Genomic DNA, 21,339 nt, shown 5'->3' with positions numbered 1-21,339 from the left:
CGGCCCCCGGCCCGGACCCGCCCGCTTTCGCTGCGGCACTGGCGGATCGCTCCCCCAACCGATGAGGACACGACCCGGCGGCGGCAGTCCCCGCCTTCAACGAAGACGCACGTGAACCCGTGAATCCCGGCGCCTCCCGGGACCTCGACGCGCCGACCCTGAAACGCGCCCCGCGTCCACTACGGTGGGTGCGGCAGCAGCAATTCCGAGGCGAGGAGAGGTCGCATGGCCAGCACCGCGGAGATCAAGTCGCAGATCCAGGGCGCGATCGAGCAGGTCCAGGAGGCGATGGGCGCGATCGGCGGCGCCCAGTCCCAGACCGACAACGCGATCGGCGCCGGCACCGCCGCCACCCAGGACACCGGCAGCTCCATGCCCGGCGAGGCGCTTTCCCAATGGCAGCAGGCGAAGGAGAAGCTCGAAGAGGCCCTCACCCTCTACCAAGGGGGCTCGGACACGTTCGAGCAGTACGCGAACTCGATCTAGCCGGGTCGTCCCGGCCCGTCGCCGATGAACGCCAGCATCGTCGCGAACCGGTCCTTTGTGGCGGCGATGGCGCGGTACTCGGCCTCGATGCGGGCGTGCTCCTCGTAGATGACGGCCCGCTGCTCGGGGGTGACCTCGTCGGCGCTGTTGCACCGGCGGAGCTTCACGATCGCCCGGCTGGGGAGGCCGTTCTCGAGCATCGCCCGGATCCAGAGGACCTGGTCGACATCGTCCCGGGTGTAGACCCGCTGGCCGCTCGCGGTCCGCTCGGGCCGCAGGAGCCCCTGCTCCTCGTAGTACCTGATGGCGCGAACCGTCGCGCCCGTCGCTTCGGCCAGTTCCCCGATGCGCATCCGCGCCCTCCCGAGTCCTCGATCGATGTGGCGTCTGCCACTGTCGCTTGCCCCTGACGCCGGCGTGAGGTCATAGCTTCGACCACATGGAAATCCAAGGATCAATCGCACTCGTCACCGGCGCCAACCGCGGCCTGGGCCGCCAATTCGCGCGGCAACTCCTAGAACGCGGCGCGGCCAAGGTCTATGCCGGGTCGCGCCGGATCGAATCCGTCGACCTTCCCGGAGTCGAGCCCGTGCAGCTCGACATCACCGACCCCGCATCGGTCGCGGCGGCCGCGAAGGCCGCCTCCGACGCGACGATCCTCATCAACAACGCGGGCATCGCGACGTTCGCGAACCTCGTCGACGGCGACGAGGACGCGATCCGGCGGGAGATGGAGACCAACTTCTTCGGCACGCTGAACATGGTGCGGGCCTTCGCACCGGTCCTCGGCGCGAACGGCGGCGGGGCGCTCCTCAACATCCTCTCGATCCTGTCCTGGCGCTCGGCCGGGATGGGGCACGCGTACTCCGCGGCGAAGGCCGCGTCGTGGAGCCTCACCAACGGGGCCCGGCTCGAACTCGCACCGCAGGGGACGCAGGTGACCGGGCTGCACGTCGGCGGCATCGACACCGACATGCTCGCCGAGATCGAGGCGGAGAAGAGCGACCCCGCCGACATCGCCCGCGTCGGCCTCGACGGCATCGAATCCGGTGCCCTGGAGATCCTGGCCGACCAGGTCACCGTGGAGCTCAAGGCGGTCCTGAACGCCGACCCGAGCATCATCTACCCGGAGCTGGCCGCAGTCTCGTCTGCGCCGCAAACGTGATCATCACCGCGTGAGGAGAACGAACCCGCTCCCAGGCTTCGGATCGTAGGCGGCGTCGTGGCCCTGCGCATGCGCAGGGCCACATCAATTCCCCTTGTAGCCCTTGCAGCGGTGGCCGACTCACGACGAGTACGGCGAGACGGCCATCCCGAATTTCGTAGATGACGCACCAGTCACCGACCCGGATGCGCCATTCATTGAGGCCGTTTCATCCTGAGTGAATCTGCTTGCTGTGCGCTACGTTTGGTGGCCTCGTGCTGACTCCCGTTGGCGGACATCAAGGTAGCCCTGGTGGGTCCGCAGATGTCGGGCCTCGGAGGATCGCTAACCTGCTTGCGTGACAGCGCAGAGAAGGCCATCGAATGCGGTCTTTGCCGCGTTCGGCAGCGGAGAGGCGAAACCTGAGAAGCTCGATGGCGGCCGGGGGCTGACATGGCGAGCTGGGCCGGTGGTGGTGCGCCCGACCGCGGGTGGGGACGGGGCAAACTGGCGAGCAGGTGTGCTCGAAAGTCTTGTGCACACGGCGGAGTTCCGGACGCCGCGTCCCATCAGAGCCGTATCTGGCCAGTGGGTCGTAGATGGTTGGGAAGCCTTGCAGTGGGTGCCCGGCGCTGCGGACCAGTCACGCGTCCTGGACGTCGTCAGGGCAGGGACCGCATTCCATCACGCGATCTCGGGCCTATCTCGCCCGGCGTTCATCGACGCTGACGACGACCCGTGGGCTCGCGCTGACCGCGTCGCTTGGCAAGAGGAGTCCCTGCCTGCTGATGTGATGCTCGAACGCCTTGCGGCAGCATTTCGACCGGTGGAGTCGCCATCGCAGCTCATCCATGGTGACCTGCTCGGCAATGTCCTCTTCGCCGAAGGGGAGCCGCCGACGATCATCGACTGGGCCGTGTATTGGCGACCGGCCGGTCTCGGTGCCGCAATCGCCGCAGTGGATGCCGTGTGCTGGCATGGCGCCTCGATCGAGCTGCTGCAGGTGGCAGGGCGGAACATCGAGGAGTGGAACCAGATGTTGGTGCGCGCCTTGACCTTCCGCATGGTCACGCTCCACCTGCGTAACGCGTGGGACGCATCGCTGGCGGATCGCCATGCGCCGGTCATGGAAGCGATTCTCAAGCTCGTTCAGTGACGACGATGCCTGTCATCCGTGAGTGGTCGGAGTGCAACGGGTTCAGCATGCCATCGGGTTGAGGGAGTAAAGAAGCTCCTGGTAGAACGGCGAAAGCTACTTCTGCCAATCGAGATTCCAGGAGCTCTCCCTTCCTTTTCTACCCCGCCGCGCTGCCCTTGTCGACTGCTACCCTGACTCGCGACGCGACTTCCTCGCCATAGTCCTCCGCATAGTCGGCAAGCACCTCGCCTAGCGATTGGCTCAGAACCAGCTGCCGAAGGACGGCCCCGGCGGGGCCTGCTCGCCGCGGCGGAAGACCGCGCCGCCGCTCCACACCCCGACCGGCCCGTGCCGCCGCAGTTCGCCGCACTTCCCGATCGCCATCCGCGCCCTGCCCCAGCGGGCCCGCAACCGCCCGAACCCGGTCATGACCGCGTCCCCGCCAGCGCGGGCACTGCGTCGCCGACCTGGCCGACGGCCACACCCGAAGTGTCCGCGGACCGCTCACCGACCGGGACCCGCCCAGCAGTGGCAGTCATTGCGGGCGTTGCCGTCCGAGCCGGAACCGTCGCCCTCGCCCTGATCGAGTTCGCGACCAGGATCCACACGAGCGCCGAGAGCACGACGAGCAGCACCCGCTGCCCCACCCCGCGCCAGTCGCCGCCGTCGAGGAAGCCCGGCAGGAAGGTGTTCACGGTCGTCGTGAGGAACGTCAGCGCGGACAGGCCGGTCACCCACCACGTGCCCCGCCGCACCCAGTCGGGCACGTCGGCGTCCTTCATGCGCATCGCGCACAGTGCCGCGACCACCGTGAGCAGCACGAACGCCGCCCCGGCGGAGTAGCGGTGGATCTGCGCCCACCACGTGAGGCCCGACTCGGGCGTGCCGGTGCGGAAGATCGCCGCGCACAGCAGCATCACCGCCGTGGAACCGAGAAGGAAGCGGATGAAGCCCTCGCGGGCGAGCCCGACCCCGCGCCCGGCGAGGATCGCGCACGCCAGCGCCAAGGCCAGGACCGAAGCGGGGAACAGGACGATCCCGGGCCAGGTCAGGGCGTAGCTCGACACCGGTGTGGCCACGGGGTTCACCGCGTCGGATTGGGTCAGGTGCATCACCGCGAAACCGGCCTGACTGGCCGCGACCGCGGCCATGGCGGTCACTTCGGCTGCGCGCGAACGGGACAGGTTGTGGATCATGCGGCGAACGGTAGGAGCGCCGAGGTGCGGTTCCCTCAATCCGCGGCGTGGATTCGGGCCTCATACCGTGGGGTGAGAAGCGCGCCCAGGACCGCACCCGGGAGTGAGGCGGGCAGGCCGCGTGCGGCATAGGTTGGTGGCGTGAAGCCCGATACCAAGCCGACCAAGAAGTCCAGGCGCAACAAGGCCGAGCTGGCCGAGCCGCGACCGGCTCGCATCCTCCTCAGCTACCTGATCGCCGCCGGGCCGGTCGGCAACGGTACTTGGCGTTGGCGATTCGCTACGACTCTGGCGCTCTTCGGGCCCGGTTCGGTGCCGTTCGGGCTGATGCTGGCCGCCATCGAGAACCAGGTGCTGCGGGCCGACTACGGCATCGCCTGGGCCGCGCTCCCGGCTGCGGCCACCGGCGCCGCGGTGATCCTCGCCCGCTTCCGGCCGTTCGAGGCCTGGGCGCTGGTCATGGCGTCGTTCGCGGCGACCCTGTTCGGCGCCTTCGTCGAGAACTGGGAACCCTGGCCGCTCACGACCACGAACCTGTTCGCGTCCCTCGTGGTGCTCTTCGCGCTCGGCCGCGACCGGAGGGCCTGGGTCGGCGTGGCCGCCTGGGTCTCGTATTTCCTGGCGGGCGCCTACACCGTCTGGGCGTCGAACATGGGCCTGTTCACTCCTCAGCCCGCGTCGGCGGTTCTGCCGAGCGGCAGCCTCGCCTCTGAGAACCTGACGCTGGGAACACTGCTCGGCGCGTTCGCGTTCCTGATCGGTTTCACGGTCCGGATCTGGCGGCAGGCCCGGAAGCGGGTGGCCGAGGAGGAGCAGGTCGCCGAGGCCGAGCGGCATCAGCGGCGGCTGCTGGAGGAGCGGACGCGGATCGCGCGCGAGCTGCATGACATTGTGGCTCACCATATGTCGGTGATCACGGTGCAGTCGTCGACGGCGGAGTACCGGCTCGCGGACCTCAGCGAGGAGGCGAAGGCGGAGTTCCGGTCGATCAGCGACCAGGCGCGCGAGTCGCTCGCGGAGATGCGGCGGCTCCTCGGGGTGCTGCGCAGCGGAGACGAGGCGGGTGCGCGGGCGCCGCAGCCGGGCCCGGAGGCGCTGCGGGGCCTGGCGGAGGCGGTCGACCGGGCGGGGACGCCGGTGTCGCTCAGGTTGGGCGGGCTGCCGGAGGATCTGCCGGAGACGGTGGCGCTCACGGTGTTCCGGGTGGTGCAGGAGGCGTTGAGCAATGTGGTCCGGCACGCGCCGGGTGCGCGGACCGGGGCGGATGTCGCCGCCGTCGGCGGGCAGGTCACGGTTACGGTGGTGAACGGCCCGGCTCCGGGGGGCCGCGAACCGGCGGAACGCCGGGTGGAACCCGATTCGCAGGGGCTCGGCCTGGTCGGGATGCGCGAGCGCGTCTCGCTCGAGGGCGGGGCGCTGGAGACCGGGCCGACCGGCGACGGCGGGTTCCGCGTGCACGCGGTGCTGCCGATCGAGGACCGTTCGACCACGGAGGAGATCCTGTGACGATCAAGGTGCTGATCGCCGACGACCAGGCGATGGTCCGAGCCGGGTTCGCGGCGCTGCTCAACGCGCAGGAGGACATCGAGGTCGTCGGCGACGCCGAGGACGGCGTGGGCGCGGTGACGGAGACGACGCGGCTGCGCCCGGACGTGGTCCTCATGGACGTCCGAATGCCCGTTATGGATGGACTCGAGGCGGCGAAGCGGATCCTCTCCGCACCCGAGGAGCGGCGGTCGCACGTCCTGATGCTCACCACCTTCGACCTCGACGACTACGTCTACGAGGCACTCCGCATGGGCGCCAGCGGGTTCCTGCTCAAAGACGCCCCGCCCGGCGACCTCATCGCAGCAGTGCGGGTGGTCGCGGCGGGCGACGCGCTGCTCGCGCCTTCGGTGACGCGGCGGCTCATCGAGCAGTCGTTCAAGGCGAAACCCGCACTGCGGCGTTCCGCGAGACTCGACGCGCTGACCCCGCGCGAGGAAGAGGTCCTGCGCCTGATCGCGCGGGGCCTGTCGAACGTCGAGATCGCCAAGGCCCTGTTCGTATCCGAGCAGACGGTGAAGACCCATGTGGGGAAGGTCTTCAGCAAACTCGGCCTCCGCGACCGCGCCCAAGCGGTCGTCTGCGCCTACGAGACCGGCCTCATCACCGCCGGCGACCCCCGGGAGCGATAGACCCCGCGACACCGGAGCAAGGCCGAAACGTGGCCGACAACGCTGGCCCGTCCATGCAGCACCCTGATCGGCCTGCCTCCCGAGGAGCCCCATCCACCCCACAGCGCCCCTGACCTGCGCAAGAAGAAACTTGCCACACCCTATTGGAATAGACTATTCCGCTCTGCTATTATTGGAACATGTCATTCCGTTCCGGAGTTTCGAACAAGGAGAACCCCATGCGCATCCTCATCACCGGCGCCACCGGCAACGTCGGCAGCAACGTCATCGAACAGCTCAAGGCCCTCGACCCGAGCGTCGAGCTCCGCGCCCTCACCCGCAATCCCGAAGCAGCCCTTCCCGAAGGCGTCGAAATCGTTGTCGGCGACCTCGCCGCCCCCGACACCCTCGCCGACGCCTTCAAGGACGTCGACGCCGTCCACTTCATCAACTTCGCGGGCGCCGGATACGGCGCGCTGCCCGACCCGGACGCGCTGGTCGCCCTCGCCGAGGCGGCCGGGGTCCGCCGCGCCACGGTTCTCGGCGGCGTCGCGACCGGCCCGCTCGAGCAGGCCCTCGCCGCCAGCGCGATCGAGACGACCTACCTCCACCCGGTCGAGTTCATGTCGAACGCGGCCATGTGGTGGGCCGAGCCGGTCAAGGCCGACAGCAGGATCCGCGAGCCCTTCGGCGACCGGCTCAGCGCGATGGTCCACCCGGCCGACATCGGCGCGGTCGCCGCGAAGGTCCTGCTGGAGGGCGGCTACGACGACGAGTCGCTGGTCATCACCGGTCCCGAGGTCCTCACGATGCAGGAGAAGGTCCGCGTCCTCGGCGAGGCGATCGGTCGCGAGATCGAGTTCGTGGAGCTCACGGTCGAAGAGGCGCACGAGAAGTGGCGCGGTGAGGGCATGCCGGAGGGCGTGATCGCGTTCCTCACCGAGGCGCTCGGCAACACGCCCGTGGAGGGCAGGACGGTGGTGGACACGGTCGAGCGGGTCACGGGCCGCCCTGCGCTGACGTTCGCCGACTGGGCGAGCGCGAACGCCGACGCGTTCCGGTAAGTCCACAAGACCCGAAGGGGCGCAACTGCATCTGCGGTTGCGCCCCTTTTTGCCGGTAATTCTGTGAATTCACAGGCTATTTGACAATCCTGAAACAACACACCACTTTGGTTGATATTCACTGAATTACTTGCATCTTTAACTTTTTCCCGTTTGGCCCTAGTCTCCTTGTATGGCACGGCTCACCATCATCTCGGTCTCGTCCGCAACCAGCGGACGTCGCCGGCCTGCCATGGCGATCGCCTTCCCCGACGACCGCCGATGCCCTCACCCGAAAGGCATGCATCACATGAATCGCCAACGCGCACTTGCAGTCACCGCTGCCGGTGCCATCGCCACCGCTCTCACCCTGGCCGCCGGCGCCGCACCCGCCTCGGCCGAGATCCTCGACGCCAAGGCCGAAGCGGCCCGCGCCGACCTCACCGGCAACGTCTCCCAAGGCGTGATCGACGAGCTCCAGGAGACCTTCGGGCTCACCGAGGCCGAGGCCTACGACCGCCTCGCCGTTGAGGACGTCGCCGCCGACCTCCTCGAAGAGGTTCCCGCCGACCTCGACGAATCCTATGCGGGCCTGTGGGTCTCGGAGGACGCCGACGAGATCTTCGTCGCCACCACCGACGCCTCGGACACCGCCGGGCTGCGCGCCGAAGGGGCCACCCCGGTCCTCGTCGAACACGACCTCGCCGCGCTCGAGGATGCCGCCGCCGCGGTCGCCCCGATCTCGATGGAGGGCTACTACGGCAACTACGTCGACGTCGTCGCCAACACCCTCGTCATCGAGACCGCCGACGCCGCCACCGCCGCCGACCTGATCGAGGCCTCCGGGATCGACCCGTCGCTCGTCACCGTCGACGCCGAAGCCGAAGCGCCCCAGACGTACTTCGTCCGCGGCGGAGACTCCTACATCGTCGAGAACTCGTGGCGCTGCTCCGTCGGCTTCTCGGTCCGCCAGGGCTCGACCCCCGGCTTCGTCACCGCCGGGCACTGCGGCTCCGCGGGCGACCAGGTCACCAGCGGCGAGGCCGCCCCGGGCACCTTCCGCAACTCCGTGTTCCCGTCCTCCGACCGCGCCTGGGTCGCGGTCGGCAGCGGCGAGACCCTCTACGACGACGTGAACATGTACTCCGGCACCCGCGACGTCGCGAACGCGACGCAGGCCGCCGTCGGCTCCTCCATCTGCCGCTCCGGTTCGACCACCGGCTGGCACTGCGGGACCGTCCAGGCCTTCAACCAGACCGTGCGCTACGCCGAAGGCGCGGTGTACGGCATGACCCGCACGAACGTGTGCGCCGAGCCCGGCGACTCCGGCGGCTCGTTCATCTCCGGCAACAGCGCGCAGGGCATGACCTCCGGCGGCTCGGGCAACTGCTCCTCCGGCGGCACGACCTACTTCCAGCCGATCGGCCCGGCCCTCAGCGCATGGGGCCTGACGCTCGTCACCACCTAGCGTCGACCGAATAACCCTGGGGGCCTTCCGGAAGGGAGGCCCCTTCGTTCGTGCCCGCGCAGCGCGCCCACGTACACGCCGATGAGGATGAGCGGCGCCCCGAGCAGCAGCGAAAGGGTGAGCGGCTCGTCGTCGAGCCACGCCGAGACGACGATCGCGACCAGCGGGATCAGCACGAACACGTACGCCGCGCGCGAGGCGCCCCACCGCTGGATCACCGTCAGATACAGCACGAACGTGAGCACCGAGCCCGCCACCACCACGTACGCCAGCGCCCACCACGTGTCCGCGACCTCCGGCAGCACCCACCGGTCCCCGGCTGCGAGCGAACCCGCGAACAGCAGCACCGCCGCGGCCGCCATGCCGACCGCGTTCATCGTCACCGGGTGGACCTCCGGCAGGCGTTTCACGAGCACCGCCGACTCCGCGAAGGAGAGAACCGCCCCCAAGGCCGCGAAGAGGACCGGCACGGGCACGTCGGCGCGCAGCGGCGCCTGGGACACCACCGCCACACCGGCCACGGCGACGAGCGTGCCGACCAGCGCCATCACGTGGAACCGCTCCTGGCCCTGGGCGACGGCGAGGAGCAGCGCCGCCAGCGGCACGAGCGCCAGCAGGGTCTGGCCGAGGCCCGCGTGGATGTAGACGAGGACGTAGTACGCGAGCGAGAACGACACCCCGAAGTTGAGCGCCCCGAACACGATCGTCCCCGCCAGCGCCTTTCCTCGCGGGAAGCGCAGCCGCAGTGCGGCCATGATGGCGAGGAGCAGGAGCGCGGCGGCGCCGAACCGCAGCGACGCGCCCCAGAGCGGGTCGAGCTCGCGGTTGCTGAACCTGATGCCGACGGCATTGCCGCCGGCGAGGAGGGTCGCGCCCGCGAAGGCGGCGAGCGCGGCCCGGTCGCGCGTCGGCTGCATATCTCCACGATAGGCCCGAACGGAGACGGTGATGGCCGAATCCGCAGGTCAAGCCCCGATCAGCGCGCGCCTTCGCCGCAACCGCGACCTCGACGCCGAGTGCGGTCTCGTTTTCCGGTAGCGCGTGCCCGGCAACGTCAGCTCGCGCACCGCGCCACACGGCCTGCGCATCCCGCACCGCAAAGCCCCGCGCGCCCAATCCGGAAGCCCAAGCCTCGGACCTCTCGGCGCCGCTTCACGGGGCGACGATCGCCGCCAAGGCACTCGCCGAGAGCACGAGACCGCCGCAGACGACCACTGCCGCGCCGAGCAGCGGTGCCAGCGCACCGAACCGCGCGAGCGGGCGATTCGCCTTCGCCTTGCGGCCCAGCCACTCCCGTCCGCTGATGACCATGAACCCGACCGCGAGCACGGTCACGCCGAGCCCGATCCCGAAGCACGCCACCATGACCACCGCCAGGGCGGCCCGTCCGGTCAACAGGCCCGAGACGAGGATGAGGAACGCCGCGGGCGAAGGCACGAGTGCCCCGGCGGAGGCGATCCCGAGCAGTCCCGCCCACGACCACGGCTCGACGCCGTCCAGCGGGCGATGGTGATGCCCGTGCTCTTCATCGTGACCGTGGTCGTGACGGACGTTGGCACGATTGCCACCGTGCCGGTGGCCGCTGTGCGCCTGGTCGTGAGACTGACTGCGCCGCAGGTGAAACGACCGCCACTGCCGCCGCAGCACCACCGCCCCGACCCCGAGCACCAGCAATGCGGCGGCCAGACGCGCCCACACCGCCACCGGCTCGATCGATCCGGCGCGCTCCCCCGCCACCGCCCACCACACCAGTCCGATCACCAGGACCGAAACCGTATGCAGCCCGGCCATGATGACCGCCAGCGCGACCGCGTGCATCCACCGGCCCCGCTCCGCCACCAGGTAGGCCGCAACGAGCGTCTTGCCATGACCCGGCCGCAGCGCGTGCGCCGCACCGACGAGCAGCGCGATGCCGATCGCTATGGGCCACAACGCGTAGTCGAGTGCGGCACTGTCGAAAGCCTCGAGCAGTCGCGAGTCGAAGCCGCTCACCGCCGTGCCGCCGAACGGAGCCGCCGCAGTCCCACCACGGACATGGCGACGACCAGCACCAGGACGCCGCCGATCGCGGCGACCATCGGCCAGTCCGCGCCGCCCGCCGCACGAGCATCGAAATGCCAAGTGGCAGTGGGCGCTTCAGCCGAGTACAGCTGCTGTTCGCTCTTGCCGCCAACGGTGCCGCCGTCAGCGAAGGCGACCGTTCGATAGGCCGGATCGGCGTCGGTGAGCATCGTGACCGCGACGTCGACCGTCGCGATCTCGCGGTCGCAGGTGAAGACGAGCACCGCGCCGTCCTCGGTCAGGCCCTCCAGGTCGACTTCGGCCGGGCACTCCCGACCGTCCTGCGCGACCGTGATGTGCTCGCTCAAGTATTCGGCGACTTCCCTTGCGGCCGTGAGTTTGTCGGCGTCGCTGTCGCCGACCGGCTCGGGTTCGCCGCCGGCGCCCAGGTCGAAGACGTACTCGCGCCGGTCGGCGAGCACCCCGGTGACCGATCCGAGCACCAGCAGGTCGTCAGGAGGGGCCGACCAGCGGGCCGTGACCTCGTTCCCGGAGGCGGCGAGGTGCACGGTCTGCGGGTCGCCGAGCGGATGCGCGCCCGCGGGCACCGCCAGACCGAGGAAAGCAAGTCCGGTGGCGGCGACCGCGAGTCCCCGGATGATCAGTCGCATTCGCGCCCACCGCGACCGGGCACATCGAACAACGCTGCGGCGGACCGGGCGGTGCGCCCGTTCGCGTCCGCGGCGTCGGCCGTCCACACGTAGGAGGTGCAGTACGCGAGGTCGTCCCAGGCGACCGCGATCGTCTCGCCATCGCCCGCCGAACCCGACCCGATCGCTTCGGCGGCGGCGTGCGGGGCGATCAGATCCGTGGCGATCCGCTTGTCGTAGCTCGTGTTGAGGTCCACCTCGACCACGAACTCGTCGGTGGCGTCGTCGTACGCGTACGGCAGGTCGGCGGGCTTGTACTCCCAGGCGTTGTGCTCCTCGCGCAGCGGCGAGTAGGTGTTGACGGCCATGAGCCCGGCGTCGAGGTCGAACTGGAGGAGCCGCAGGAACCCGGCGTTGAAGCGGCCGTTCGGGTCCGTGAAGTTCTGGTAGTTCGCCATCATCTCGACCACGATCCGGCCCTCGACGCCGTTCACGTCGCGCTTGATGTTGAGGGCGACGCCGTGGTGGTGCCCCGCGAGGACCATGAACACGTTGTCGTTCGGGAGGATGATCTCGTTCCAGTACCGGTCGGCCATCGACGTCCACCGGTAGTTGTCCGGTGTGGACAGCGACCCGTCGGGGTTCAGGTACTCGTGGGTCGCGAACACGACGTTGTGGTCGGGGTGGGCGTCGATGACCTCGTTCGCCCACTCGATCGAGCCCTCCCCCGCGTAGTAGCCGAGGTAGAGGAAGAGGAACTTCGCGCCGTCGGCCTCGATCACGTCGTAGTGGTTCTGCGCGTCGTCCTCCTTCCAGGCCCCGCCGTACCAGTCCTGCCCCTCGTAGCGCTCGTCCGGGAAGTACTGGTTGTACAGGTCGGCCTCGCGGCCCCACTTGGTGTCGTGGTTGCCGGGCGTGACCCCGTACGGCGCGCCGGCCTCGTCGAGGACGCCCATCGCGTCGGACGCGAACTCGTACTCGTCCACGGCCCGCTCGGTCGCGTTGTTCCCGTTGAGCCAGTTCTGGATCAAGTCCCCGGTGTGCGCCGTGTAGGCGATGCCGCGGGCGTCGGTGTTCGTGGCGATCCAGCGGGACATCTCCGCGTACGCGTCCCGGTAGCCCTCGGTGAGGAACTGCGTGTCGGTGACGTACCCGAGCGAGAAGTCGTACTCGGCGGCGTCCTTGAACGCGAGGTTCGGTTCGCTCGGGTCATCGGAGAACGCGGTCTGGGTCTCGGGGCCGTCCATGATGAGGACGTCCAGGTTCCGGCCCCCGCGCACCTGCGAACCGACGGCGACGGTGCCGGTCAGCGTGATCTGCCCGCCGGTGAGGCCGCCGTCGGCGTCGAGGAGGTCCCAGCGCGCCGCCCGGTGGTTCCAGGCGTACATCTGCAGCTCGCTCGTGCCGGTCGACGTGCCGGACCAGGTGATCTCAAAGTCGCGCCACTGCCGGTCGTCGGTCTTGAACTCGAAGCGCTGGAACGGGAAGCCGTCGACCGTCTCGGTCACGATCGGCTCGCCGTCGAGGGCGGCCTCCTCCTCGCCGGCGATCTCGCGGGTCGCGGGCGGCGTCGCGTCCGTGATCCCGGTGAAGACCTTCGAGGCGCTCGGGTTCAGGTCGATGGCGGCGCCGCCGGTGAACGCGATCGTGCTCGCCTCACCGGTGGTGTGCTCGGCGGTCGCGGACAACTCGGCTGCGGGCCCGTCCAGGACCTCGCCGTTCACGCTGGGCCCCAAAGGCCTCGGCGCGGCGTCGACAGTGACCGGGGCGAGCTCCTCGTCGGTGAAGTCGGTCGGCGCCCGCAGGTCCTCCGGCAGCGACCCGGGGCTGCGCGGGGCGGGCACGAAGTCGTCGGCGTTGTATCCGGTCGCGCCGAGCCGCTGGAACGAGTCGCCGTACTCCGATTCGAGGACGTTGAACAGCGACAGGCCTTGCGTGCAGGGGCTGTACATCGCGCTGTACACGCCCGCCGCGTCGACCGGGCGGCCCTCCGCGTCGAGCACCATCACCCCGTACCCGTTGAGGGCCAGGCCGACCGAGTACGCGGCGTCGTAGTCGCCGTCCGCGAACAGCTTCGAACCGGTGTGCACCGACACGAAGGTCTCGCCCGGGTCGAGCACCACGTCTTCGATCTCGGGGATCTGCGTGAGCGGGGCGCGGCGGCCGTCCTCCTGGCACCGGTACACGCGCCAGCCGGCGAGGCTCACCGGGTTCTCGCCGAAGTTCGCGAGCTCGAAGAACTCGTCCGAGGCGCCACCGGGACCGGCGTTCGCCAGTTCGCTCACGCGCATGCCGTTGTCGGCCGGCTCCGGGTCCTCGATCGGCACGGTGTCACCTGCGGTACCCAAGGTGCGCAACGCCTTCACGAAATCGGCGGCGTTGTCGCCGGAGTCGCCGACGCGCTGGTAGGTCTGGTTCCATCCGAAGTCGAGCCGGTTCGGCAGCGCCCGCCCCTGCGTGCACGGGCTCCCGGTCGGCGGCTGGTGGAAACCGTCGGCCTCGTAGACGCCCACCGAGTCGCGGACCGTCCCGTCCGCGTCGACCAGCATCGCGCCGAAGCCCTCGTTCGCGAGGCTCACCGAGTACCGGACGTTCCCGACCCCGCTCGGCACGGACACCGATGTGTGCGCGGCGACGAAGGCCTCGCCCGGGTCGAGCACCGTCCCCGCGGGGAAGGTCGCTTGCAGGCTGCTGTCGTCGGTGCGGCCGCTCCCCCAGCAGCGGTAGAACTTCCAGCCGCTCACGTCGACCTGCTCGCCGCCGAAGTTCGCGAACTCCACGAAGTCGTCCGACCCGCCCGCCGGGCCGCCGTTCACCAGCTCCGAGACGAGCACGTCACCGCCCGCGGGTCCGCCGTCCCCCTCGGTCGCATTCGGCTCGCCCGCTGTGCGCGCGGCCTTGACCCAGTCGTCGGCGAGGACTCCTGTGAAGCCGGTCCGCTGCCAGGTCTGGTTGCGGAAACCGTTGAGGTCGTTCGGCAGCGGCGTGTCGCTGAACGCGCAGTCGCTGTCGCCCGGCGCCGCGTAGACGGCCACCGCGTCGACGAGGTTCCGCGCCCCGTCCTCCAGCCAGATCCCGAAACCGTCGTTCGCGAGGCTCACTTCGTAATAGGCGTCCGCCTCCACGGTTCCGGCCGCGTTCGCGATGAGGAACGTCTCCCCCGGGCCCACGATCACGCCGTCGAACGGCGGCAGCTGCGGGTCGTACGAGCGCGAACCCGTTGCCGCGCAGCGGTACACCTGCCAGCCGGTGAGGTCGGCGGGGGCGTCGCCGTAGTTGGTGAGCTCGATGATCTCGTCCGCGCTGCCGCGCGGACCCGCGTTGCTCACCTCGCTGATGAGCACTTGCGCGCCGCCCTGGGCCTGGGCCGACGGAGTGGTCTTGAACGCGAGGATCGACAGCACGAGCGCTGTGATGAGGACGAGGGCAAGGGCGGGTATGCGCCAATTTCGGTGAAACCGGGGGTACGGGGTCATATGACGGAGCGTGTCGGAGGAGTGTGAATCACGCGTGAATCGTAAGGGTCGTCCACACTGCACGCCTGTCAACTCTGAGACAATGCCTGGTCTGACCGGCGTGTCCCGATTCCATCTTGGACAATCAAGGTGAACGGGATCCGATGGGCTCCATTAGAAGGCGAGCGTCTGCACCTCGGCCTTCCACTGCACCTCGGCATTCACCCACGACGCGGCCCGGTCGACGGCGGCGCGCAGGTGCTCCCGATCGGCGCGGGCGTCGTCCCATTGCACGGCCTCCACCACGAGGTCGCCGTTGCTGCGGCGCAGCGCGACCCGGCCCGGAAGGTCGTCGCCGACGAAGATCGGCAGGCAGTAGTACCCGAAGGTGCGCTGCGGCTCGGGCACGTAGATCTCGATCTTCCAGCCGTGGCCCCACAGGCGCTCCATGCGCTCGCGCAGCCACACCAGCTGGTCGAACATCGACACCGCGACCGCCCGCTCGGCGCCCGTCAGGCGGGTGCGGCGCACCTGCGGATCGATCCAGGAGCGGCCCTTCCAGCCCTCGACGGCGACCTGCTCGACCTCGAGCTCGCGGAGCACGCGCTCGGTGTCGGCGATCTTGAGGCGGAAGTAGTCGGCGATGTCCTTGGTGGTGCCCACGCCGAGGTTGCGCAGGGCCGTGGACACCATGTAGCGCAAGCATTCCTCGTCGTCGGCGTCCCACAGGTGTTCGGCGGGGATGGCGAGCTCGGCGAGCTGGTAGACGCGTTTGAAGCCGATCCGATGCGTGCAGGCGACCTCGCCGAACCAGAGGAGGCGCTCGACGGCGTGCTTGTGGTCGGTGCGGTGGTTCCAGCTGTCGCCCATGTTCCCGGTGCCCCGGTCGCGGTGCATCGCACCGGAAGGGAAGTCGGACACGGTGATCGCACCGCGCTCGGCGAGCAGCGCGAGGACCTCGGCTTCGGCGACGGCGAGCGAGTCGCCCTGGTACCGATCGCGCCAGTTCTTGCGGCGGCGCGCGAGGTAGGGCCAGGCCGAGACGGGCAGGAGCGACATCGCATGCGCCCAGTACTCGAACGCGACGGGACTGCGGCGCCGGTCGAGGCTCCGTACGGCTTCGTCGACGTCGAGGTCACGGGCGAGCAGCGTGAGCTCATGGGCGCGGCGCACGGCGGAGATCGTGTCGAGCTGGATGCACCCGAGCCGCTCGAGCACGGTCTTGAACCTGGTCGCCTTGGGCCGCAACTGCGCGGCGATGGCGATCCGACGGGCATCGGCAAGCCGCAACGACTCAGGCACAGCTCCGGTCCTTTCCCAACACGACAACGGTCACCCCAGACCGTACAACCGCCCACCGACAACCCGAAAAGCCGAGCGCCGCTCGCCTCTCCCGAATGTCGCACCCGTAGGGGAGTGTGGTCTTTTTCGGTTGGTCGGAGGCGGATGCGGGCGGGAAGGGGCATGCCCTACGCGCGCGCCAGCGCCAGCGCGCGGACGCGCGCCGACTCCCAAGGCTCCAGATTTCAGGTCCCAACACGAGATCCCACACCCAGGCCCAGGCTCCGAACCCGGCCCGCAGCTCCAAGGACCGAACCACCAGCACCCGAGCGCCCCTCCGCCCAAGCGCCTTAGTTCGGCGCGACGGCCACCGTTCCCGTCTCCGCACGCGGGTCCGCCGCGCCCTCGGCCCGGCCGTCCTCGCCGACCTCGATCAGATGCGCGTGCCCGAAACCACTCCCGGCCTCCGCATCCCGCACCGCGAAGCCGCGCTCGCCCAACCCGGAAGCCCAAGCCTCAGGCCGACCGGCCTCCAACTCGACGTCGATCTCGTACTCGCCCGTCCAAGTCCCGAACCCGGTCTCGCCCGGGTGCAGCCGCCACCGCGCCGCACCGACGGCGGCCTCCACCGACTCACCGCCGTGCAGCACCCGCGCGATCAGCTGCGCCACGATCTGCGGCTGCGAATCGCCGCCCATCGAACCCGCCACCAGCCGCAGCGACCCGTCCGTCCGCGTCACCAACGCCGGCACCAGCGTGTGCGGCGGCCGCTTCCCCGGCCCGAACTCGGCCGAATGCCCCGGCTCCAGGCTGAACCCGGTCCCCCGGTTCTGCAGCCCGATCCCCGTGCGCGGCTCGAACAGCCACGTCCCGAACCCGGCCGCGTTCGACTGGATGTACGACACGCCCATCCCGTTCCCGTCGAGCACCGCCATGTACGTCGTCCCACCGGCCGACTGCCGCACCGGCACCTCGGCCTTCCGGTCCGCGCTGATCCGCGCCGCCCGCTCCCCGGCCGCCGCCAGCAGATCCGATACGTCAGCGCCCTCGAACAACCGCTCCGGTCGGTCGTACCCGGCCTGCCGCGAGGCCTCGACCAGGTAGTGCGCCCACAACGGGTCGCCCGCGTCCCTCGGCAAGCCCAGCCGGTCCGCGATCGCCAGCGCGAGCAGCAGCAGGTACCCCTGCGAGTTCGGCCCCGCCGACCACACCCGGTGCCCGAAGGCCTCGGCACTCAGCGGCTCCTCCCAGTTCGCTTGGGACGCAGCCAGATCCGCCTCGCTGAACAAGCCCTTGCCCAGCTCGACCAGTCCCTGTCCGAAGTCGCCCAGGTAGAACCCGTCCCTGCCGTCCTCGGCGGCCGCGCGCAGCGCCCCGGCGGTCCGCTCGCGTCGCACCGTCGACCCCGCGTCCAGGCCGACCAGGTCCTCGGCGCCCGCGACACCCGCGAGGGTCCCGCCCGCCTTGGCGAGCATCGCCGTCGCGGGCCAGCCGCCCGACGCGAGCGCGATCGCCGGGGCCAGCAGCTCCGGCATCGGCCGCGTCCCGTATCGCTCGTGCATCGCGAACCAGCCGTCCACGCAGCCCGGCACTGTCGTCGACCGAACGTCACCCCGGAACGGCATCGCCGCATGGCCTTCGGCGCGAAGACCCTCAGGGTCCGCGCCGGAACCGGCACGGCCGGAGGCGTTCAGATAGGCGGGCACCGGCTCGCCCGGTACGTGGACCAGCGCGAACAGGTCGCCGCCGAGCCCGCACAGGTGCGGGGCCACCACGGTCAGGGCCGCACCCGCCGCGATCGCGGCGTCGACGGCGTTGCCGCCGTTCGCGAGCACCTCGCGTCCGATGCCGCTGACGAGCGGATCGACCGAACACACCATACCCTGATCGACCACGGGGCCTCCTTCTGCGCGACCAGCGGACCGCGAAACGGCCCGCTCGGGGGATCGATGCGCGTCGAACGCAGGTCCGCGCTCTTGCAACGTCCAGTAGCCTACCTTGCCGGTCGGCTAGTAGAAACCTGCCAACGCCCGCTACCGGTCCGGATCGGCCCCGAACGCCCGCCGTCCCGAGATCCGCGCGGCCCTCCAGTACCACTCCGCGTACCCGGCGATGAGCAAGGCGACCAACCCCAAGTGCTGCAACGCGCTCAGTTCACCCCAAAGCACCAGACCCATCGCGGCGAACACCACCACGATCCGCGCCAAAGCCCCCGCGAATTTCCCGCGCCGGCCCTTGCCCACCAGGTCACGGCGGCACTCAGGCGGCAGCTCGAGCAACGATCGCGTCCAGACCACCCCGTACGCCGCCACCGTCAAGCCCGCCAACACCGCCGAACCCGGCAACGGCGTCGGGAAGATCCAATCGATCACGTTGAGCAGCAAGGCGATTCGCAGCGCCCGCTCGTACCAGCGCCACGACCACCGCCGCAGCATCACCTCGTACAGGCTCTCCTCGTCGCGGACCGCCGGTGCGGCCGCGACGGCCGCATCGCCGCCCGCCGGTGCGGCCGCTTTCGCCGTCTCCCAAGCAACCCGCACGCCCGCGCTCAACCGCCCCCGGGTCTGCAGGATCTCGGCCAGGTCGTCCCGCACCGCGGCATCGTCCGGATCGAGCTCGAACGCCCGCACGTAATGCGTGTGGGCCCGCTTGTGCCGCAAGTGGTAGTCGAAGATCCGCCCGGCCGTCTGCTGCACCCAGGCGTCGTCGGGAGAACGCTCAAGCGCCTGGTCCACCAGCTCCCGCGTCTTGGCGAACTCCCGGTCCACGTAGTGGAACCAGGCCAACTGCATGTAGTAGCGGCCGTTGTCCGGCGCCAGTTCCACCGCCCGCCACAGCGCTGCCGACGCCTCGTCGGCGCGCCCCAGGTCGAACAGGACGTTCGCACGCAGCCAGTGCGCGTCCTCGTCGTCCGGCTCCTCCTCGACGGCCCGGACCACCCACTCGAGCGCGGCCTCATTGCGCCCGCTCAAATGCAGACACCAGGCCAGCAGCACCTGCGAGACCGAAGCGGGCCCGTACTTGACGATGCCCTTCTCCAGAACGTCGGCGGCCTCCTCGTACTGATCCTGGTCGATCAGCTCCCGCGCCCGCCCCTCGACGGCGCCGGAGATGAACCCTGGCCAGGTCTTGTTCACCGCCTGCAGGACTCGCCCGCGGGCGCGCGGTGAGGGGGCCTCGGACGGTTCAGCGGCATCGCTCATTCCCGACTCCAGATCGCTCGGGGGCACCGCAACAGCACAGCAGACAGGTCAGCGGACGAACACCCGCACCGCTTCAGGGACTCGAACCGCGTGCCGGTGCTCACGACAGGTGCTTTTGTCTCCCGACGCCCTTAGCATAGAGGTGGACCGCGTCCACCTGTACGGCCAAGTCTCTTGTACCGTGGAGTGACTGCGGTGGGGACGAGAGGAAAGATCGGAACTGGTCATGGAAGAGCCGACACAGCCTGCTGACTCAGCCGGGCCGATTTCCTCGACGGTGCACCGCTGGCGGCGCCTCGCGGTCCGGCACGACCTCGAGTGGAGCGAACTCCTGCTCATCGCGTTGAACCTGTACGGGTTGCGCGGCAACAACTCCGAGGGCATGCGCCTTCGCCTGAACTCCGAAGACGAAGAGTTCATGCTGGTCCTGCCCGCTGACCGCGCGACTTCGCCGTTCAGCCTCCGCGCCCACGTCGACCCGTCCTCGCCTCAGCACGGTCTGAGCGAGCTCTGCGTCGACGGCACTCCGGTGGCCGAGATCATCGAAGCCGAGCCCGGCGAAGAGGTCCGCGGCTACCTCCGCGCCGACGGCACCGCCGCGACCCTGCTCCTGCAGACCGGCACAGAAACCGCTGAACTGGTGAAGTGCTACCGGGATCTGTTGCAGGCCTTGGCCTCCGACTTGGCCGACGACGGCGAGCCGCACCTCTTCGACGAGGTCACACTCTCCGCCGGCGGCGTCCACGACGAAGCCCTCGTGGTCGAGCACCTCGTCGCGGTCCGCGAAGCGATGACAGCCGAGGGCCTCCCCGAGTCGACGACGCTCGGCGTCCTGACCCCGGCCCTGCACAGCGAGACCGCGTTCACGGAGCTGGCCGCGAAGGTCGGACCCGTCCTGCTCTTCCTGACCACCGAGACCTTCGAAGACGACGGCCCCGCAGCCGAAGCCGAACCGACCGTCCCCGAGGACGCCGCGGCCGCCGACCCCCTGGTCCCGGCCACGAGCCACCAGTCGGAACGCCTCTCGGAGATCCTCGCCGCGGCCCGCGAAGCCGGGCACCGGACCTCCTTCACGTACACCGTCGGCAGTGAACCGCTCGACGAGATGCGCGCTTGGCTCCTGCCGCTCGCCGAGCAGACCACCATGTGGCCCTCGCTCACCATCCTTCCGGCCGAAACGCCGGTGGACGATTCGCAGCACGTTGCCGCGCCTGACGAACGCCTCGACTTCTTCCTCGAAGCCCGGCGCCTCCTCGAGCAGATCTTCGCCCCGACCCAGCTCCGCCCGCAACCTTGGCGCTGCTACCGGGGCCTCTGGTACCGCCAACACGCCGGCGAACACCTCGACGGCCCGTACGTCTAAGGGCTATGACCTCCTACAAGCCGATGCCGTCCCGGCTCGAGACCGCACGGTTGACCTTGCGGCCCTTCGCCGAGTCGGACGTCGATGACCTCCGCGCGCTCCATGCCGAGCGCGGCGATGGAACCCCGACCCTCGAAGCGACCCGGGAGATCATCACTGGTGCGATAGCCAGCACGGCCGCAACAGGTATCGCCGCGTTGCCGATCCGCCGACGAGTGGAAGGCGACTTCATCGGCTACTGCGGGTTGGTCGTCGGCCGTGCCACCATCGACGAGCCCGAGATCGCCTACGAGCTCTTCGCCCGCGTCCACGGCAACGGCTACGCCACCGAAGCTGCCAGAGCAGTCCTCGAGGCTGCCGCAGCAACCGGCCGCACGCGCCTATGGTCGACCGTCCGGACCTGGAACACCGCCTCGCTTCGAGTCCTCGACAAAATCGGATTCAAACGCGACCATGTCACGACCGACGACCGCGGCGAAATCGTATGGCTGACTCGAACGCTGCCATGACCCGGCAAAGAGGAAAGACCGCAACCCATTGGGTCGCGGCCTTTCCTTTGCGCTCAAGACAACTTCTGGATACACGAAAGCGCCCCACCGCATTGCGGTGGGGCGCTTCCTATACGTAGATGTTTGGCGGTGTCCTGCTCTCCCACACCCTCTCGAGTGCAGTACCATCGGCGCTGGAAGCCGTAACGACCGGGTTCGGAATGGGACCGGGTGTGTCACTTCCGCTCTCACCACCAAACAAACCCG

General features: G+C 69.7%; 19 protein-coding genes and 1 rRNA gene. 9 read left to right on the top strand and 11 right to left on the bottom strand.

Annotated elements, in window-relative coordinates; genetic code table 11:
• Positions 1-225 precede the first annotated feature (225 nt).
• Positions 226-486, top strand: a complete 261-nt coding sequence (locus tag O1R50_RS24660; protein ID WP_270112914.1) for a hypothetical protein — start codon at positions 226-228, stop codon at positions 484-486.
• Here the strand turns inward: O1R50_RS24660 and O1R50_RS24655 are convergent.
• Positions 483-839 carry a MerR family transcriptional regulator gene (locus O1R50_RS24655; protein ID WP_270112913.1) on the bottom strand — a complete coding sequence of 119 codons (357 nt, stop codon included), beginning with the start codon at positions 837-839 and terminating at the stop codon, positions 483-485. The two genes, O1R50_RS24660 and O1R50_RS24655, sit on opposite strands and share 4 nt — an antisense overlap.
• Positions 840-925: 86 nt before the next feature.
• Between O1R50_RS24655 and O1R50_RS24650 the strand changes: the two genes are divergently transcribed.
• Positions 926-1,651, top strand: coding sequence for an SDR family oxidoreductase (locus O1R50_RS24650; RefSeq protein WP_270112912.1), 726 nt, complete (start codon positions 926-928; stop codon positions 1,649-1,651).
• 337 nt (positions 1,652-1,988) lie between these two features.
• The gene (locus O1R50_RS24645) at positions 1,989-2,786 is read left to right on the top strand and encodes a phosphotransferase (protein WP_270112911.1); all 798 of its coding nucleotides are present in this window, start codon (positions 1,989-1,991) and stop codon (positions 2,784-2,786) included.
• 243 nt (positions 2,787-3,029) lie between these two features.
• Here the strand turns inward: O1R50_RS24645 and O1R50_RS24640 are convergent, their stop codons facing one another.
• Both O1R50_RS24640 and O1R50_RS24635 read right to left on the bottom strand, forming a co-directional pair.
• Positions 3,030-3,197, bottom strand: coding sequence for a hypothetical protein (locus O1R50_RS24640; protein WP_270112910.1), 168 nt, complete (start codon positions 3,195-3,197; stop codon positions 3,030-3,032).
• Entirely contained in the window at positions 3,194-3,964 is a 771-nt protein-coding gene (locus tag O1R50_RS24635; protein ID WP_270112909.1) for a DUF998 domain-containing protein, read from the bottom strand. Before O1R50_RS24635 ends, O1R50_RS24640 begins: the two co-directional genes overlap by 4 nt.
• Before the next feature lie 141 nt (positions 3,965-4,105).
• On the opposite strand from O1R50_RS24635, the gene O1R50_RS24630 reads away from it, so the two are divergent.
• The 4 genes from O1R50_RS24630 (at position 4,106) to O1R50_RS24615 (ending at position 8,631) form a co-directional block, all read left to right on the top strand.
• The gene (locus tag O1R50_RS24630) at positions 4,106-5,470 is read left to right on the top strand and encodes a sensor histidine kinase (RefSeq protein WP_270112908.1); all 1,365 of its coding nucleotides are present in this window, start codon (positions 4,106-4,108) and stop codon (positions 5,468-5,470) included.
• Positions 5,467-6,141: a response regulator gene (locus O1R50_RS24625; RefSeq protein ID WP_270112907.1), complete on the top strand. Its 675-nt coding sequence runs from the start codon at positions 5,467-5,469 to the stop codon at positions 6,139-6,141. The genes O1R50_RS24630 and O1R50_RS24625 overlap by 4 nt, the downstream gene beginning before the upstream one ends.
• A 218-nt stretch (positions 6,142-6,359) precedes the next feature.
• Complete coding sequence (locus O1R50_RS24620) at positions 6,360-7,184, top strand: NmrA family NAD(P)-binding protein (RefSeq protein WP_270112906.1); 825 nt, start codon at positions 6,360-6,362, stop codon at positions 7,182-7,184.
• A gap of 289 nt (positions 7,185-7,473) precedes the next feature.
• On the top strand, positions 7,474-8,631 hold the full coding sequence (locus tag O1R50_RS24615) for a S1 family peptidase (RefSeq protein WP_270112905.1): 1,158 nt from the start codon (positions 7,474-7,476) through the stop codon (positions 8,629-8,631).
• On the opposite strand, the gene O1R50_RS24610 is transcribed toward O1R50_RS24615, so the two are convergent.
• The 7 genes from O1R50_RS24610 to O1R50_RS24580 all read right to left on the bottom strand — a co-directional run bounded on the left by O1R50_RS24610 (position 8,628) and on the right by O1R50_RS24580 (position 19,221).
• Positions 8,628-9,548 carry a DMT family transporter gene (locus O1R50_RS24610; protein WP_270112904.1) on the bottom strand — a complete coding sequence of 307 codons (921 nt, stop codon included), beginning with the start codon at positions 9,546-9,548 and terminating at the stop codon, positions 8,628-8,630. The two genes, O1R50_RS24615 and O1R50_RS24610, sit on opposite strands and share 4 nt — an antisense overlap.
• 235 nt (positions 9,549-9,783) lie before the next feature.
• Positions 9,784-10,623, bottom strand: a complete 840-nt coding sequence (locus O1R50_RS24605) for a HoxN/HupN/NixA family nickel/cobalt transporter (RefSeq protein ID WP_270112903.1) — start codon at positions 10,621-10,623, stop codon at positions 9,784-9,786.
• On the bottom strand, positions 10,620-11,303 hold the full coding sequence (locus O1R50_RS24600; protein ID WP_270112902.1) for a hypothetical protein: 684 nt from the start codon (positions 11,301-11,303) through the stop codon (positions 10,620-10,622). The genes O1R50_RS24605 and O1R50_RS24600 overlap by 4 nt, the downstream gene beginning before the upstream one ends.
• Positions 11,294-14,686 carry a lamin tail domain-containing protein gene (locus tag O1R50_RS24595; protein WP_270112901.1) on the bottom strand — a complete coding sequence of 1,131 codons (3,393 nt, stop codon included), beginning with the start codon at positions 14,684-14,686 and terminating at the stop codon, positions 11,294-11,296. Before O1R50_RS24595 ends, O1R50_RS24600 begins: the two co-directional genes overlap by 10 nt.
• 225 nt (positions 14,687-14,911) lie before the next feature.
• Positions 14,912-16,039, bottom strand: a complete 1,128-nt coding sequence (locus tag O1R50_RS24590; protein WP_270112900.1) for a DNA glycosylase AlkZ-like family protein — start codon at positions 16,037-16,039, stop codon at positions 14,912-14,914.
• A gap of 329 nt (positions 16,040-16,368) precedes the next feature.
• Complete coding sequence (locus O1R50_RS24585; protein ID WP_270112899.1) at positions 16,369-17,913, bottom strand: gamma-glutamyltransferase family protein; 1,545 nt, start codon at positions 17,911-17,913, stop codon at positions 16,369-16,371.
• 138 nt (positions 17,914-18,051) lie between these two features.
• On the bottom strand, positions 18,052-19,221 hold the full coding sequence (locus O1R50_RS24580) for a tetratricopeptide repeat protein (protein ID WP_270112898.1): 1,170 nt from the start codon (positions 19,219-19,221) through the stop codon (positions 18,052-18,054).
• A 226-nt stretch (positions 19,222-19,447) separates the two neighbouring features.
• Between O1R50_RS24580 and O1R50_RS24575 the strand changes: the two genes are divergently transcribed.
• Together O1R50_RS24575 and O1R50_RS24570 are read left to right on the top strand one after the other, a co-directional pair.
• A complete protein-coding gene (locus tag O1R50_RS24575) occupies positions 19,448-20,584 on the top strand; it encodes a hypothetical protein (RefSeq protein ID WP_270112897.1) in 1,137 nt (378 codons plus the stop codon).
• 5 nt (positions 20,585-20,589) lie between these two features.
• The gene (locus O1R50_RS24570; protein ID WP_270112896.1) at positions 20,590-21,093 is read left to right on the top strand and encodes a GNAT family N-acetyltransferase; all 504 of its coding nucleotides are present in this window, start codon (positions 20,590-20,592) and stop codon (positions 21,091-21,093) included.
• Positions 21,094-21,214: 121 nt separating this feature from the next.
• Here the strand turns inward: O1R50_RS24570 and rrf are convergent.
• Positions 21,215-21,331, bottom strand: a 5S ribosomal RNA gene (gene rrf, locus O1R50_RS24565).
• Between the last annotated feature and the right edge of the window lie 8 nt (positions 21,332-21,339).

Origin of the sequence: Glycomyces luteolus, from assembly GCF_027622875.1 — a bacterium.
Classification (GTDB): domain Bacteria; phylum Actinomycetota; class Actinomycetes; order Mycobacteriales; family Micromonosporaceae; genus Glycomyces; species Glycomyces luteolus.
Note: the sequence above shows the minus strand (reverse complement) of the source record. Positions and strands in the feature narration are given on the sequence as shown.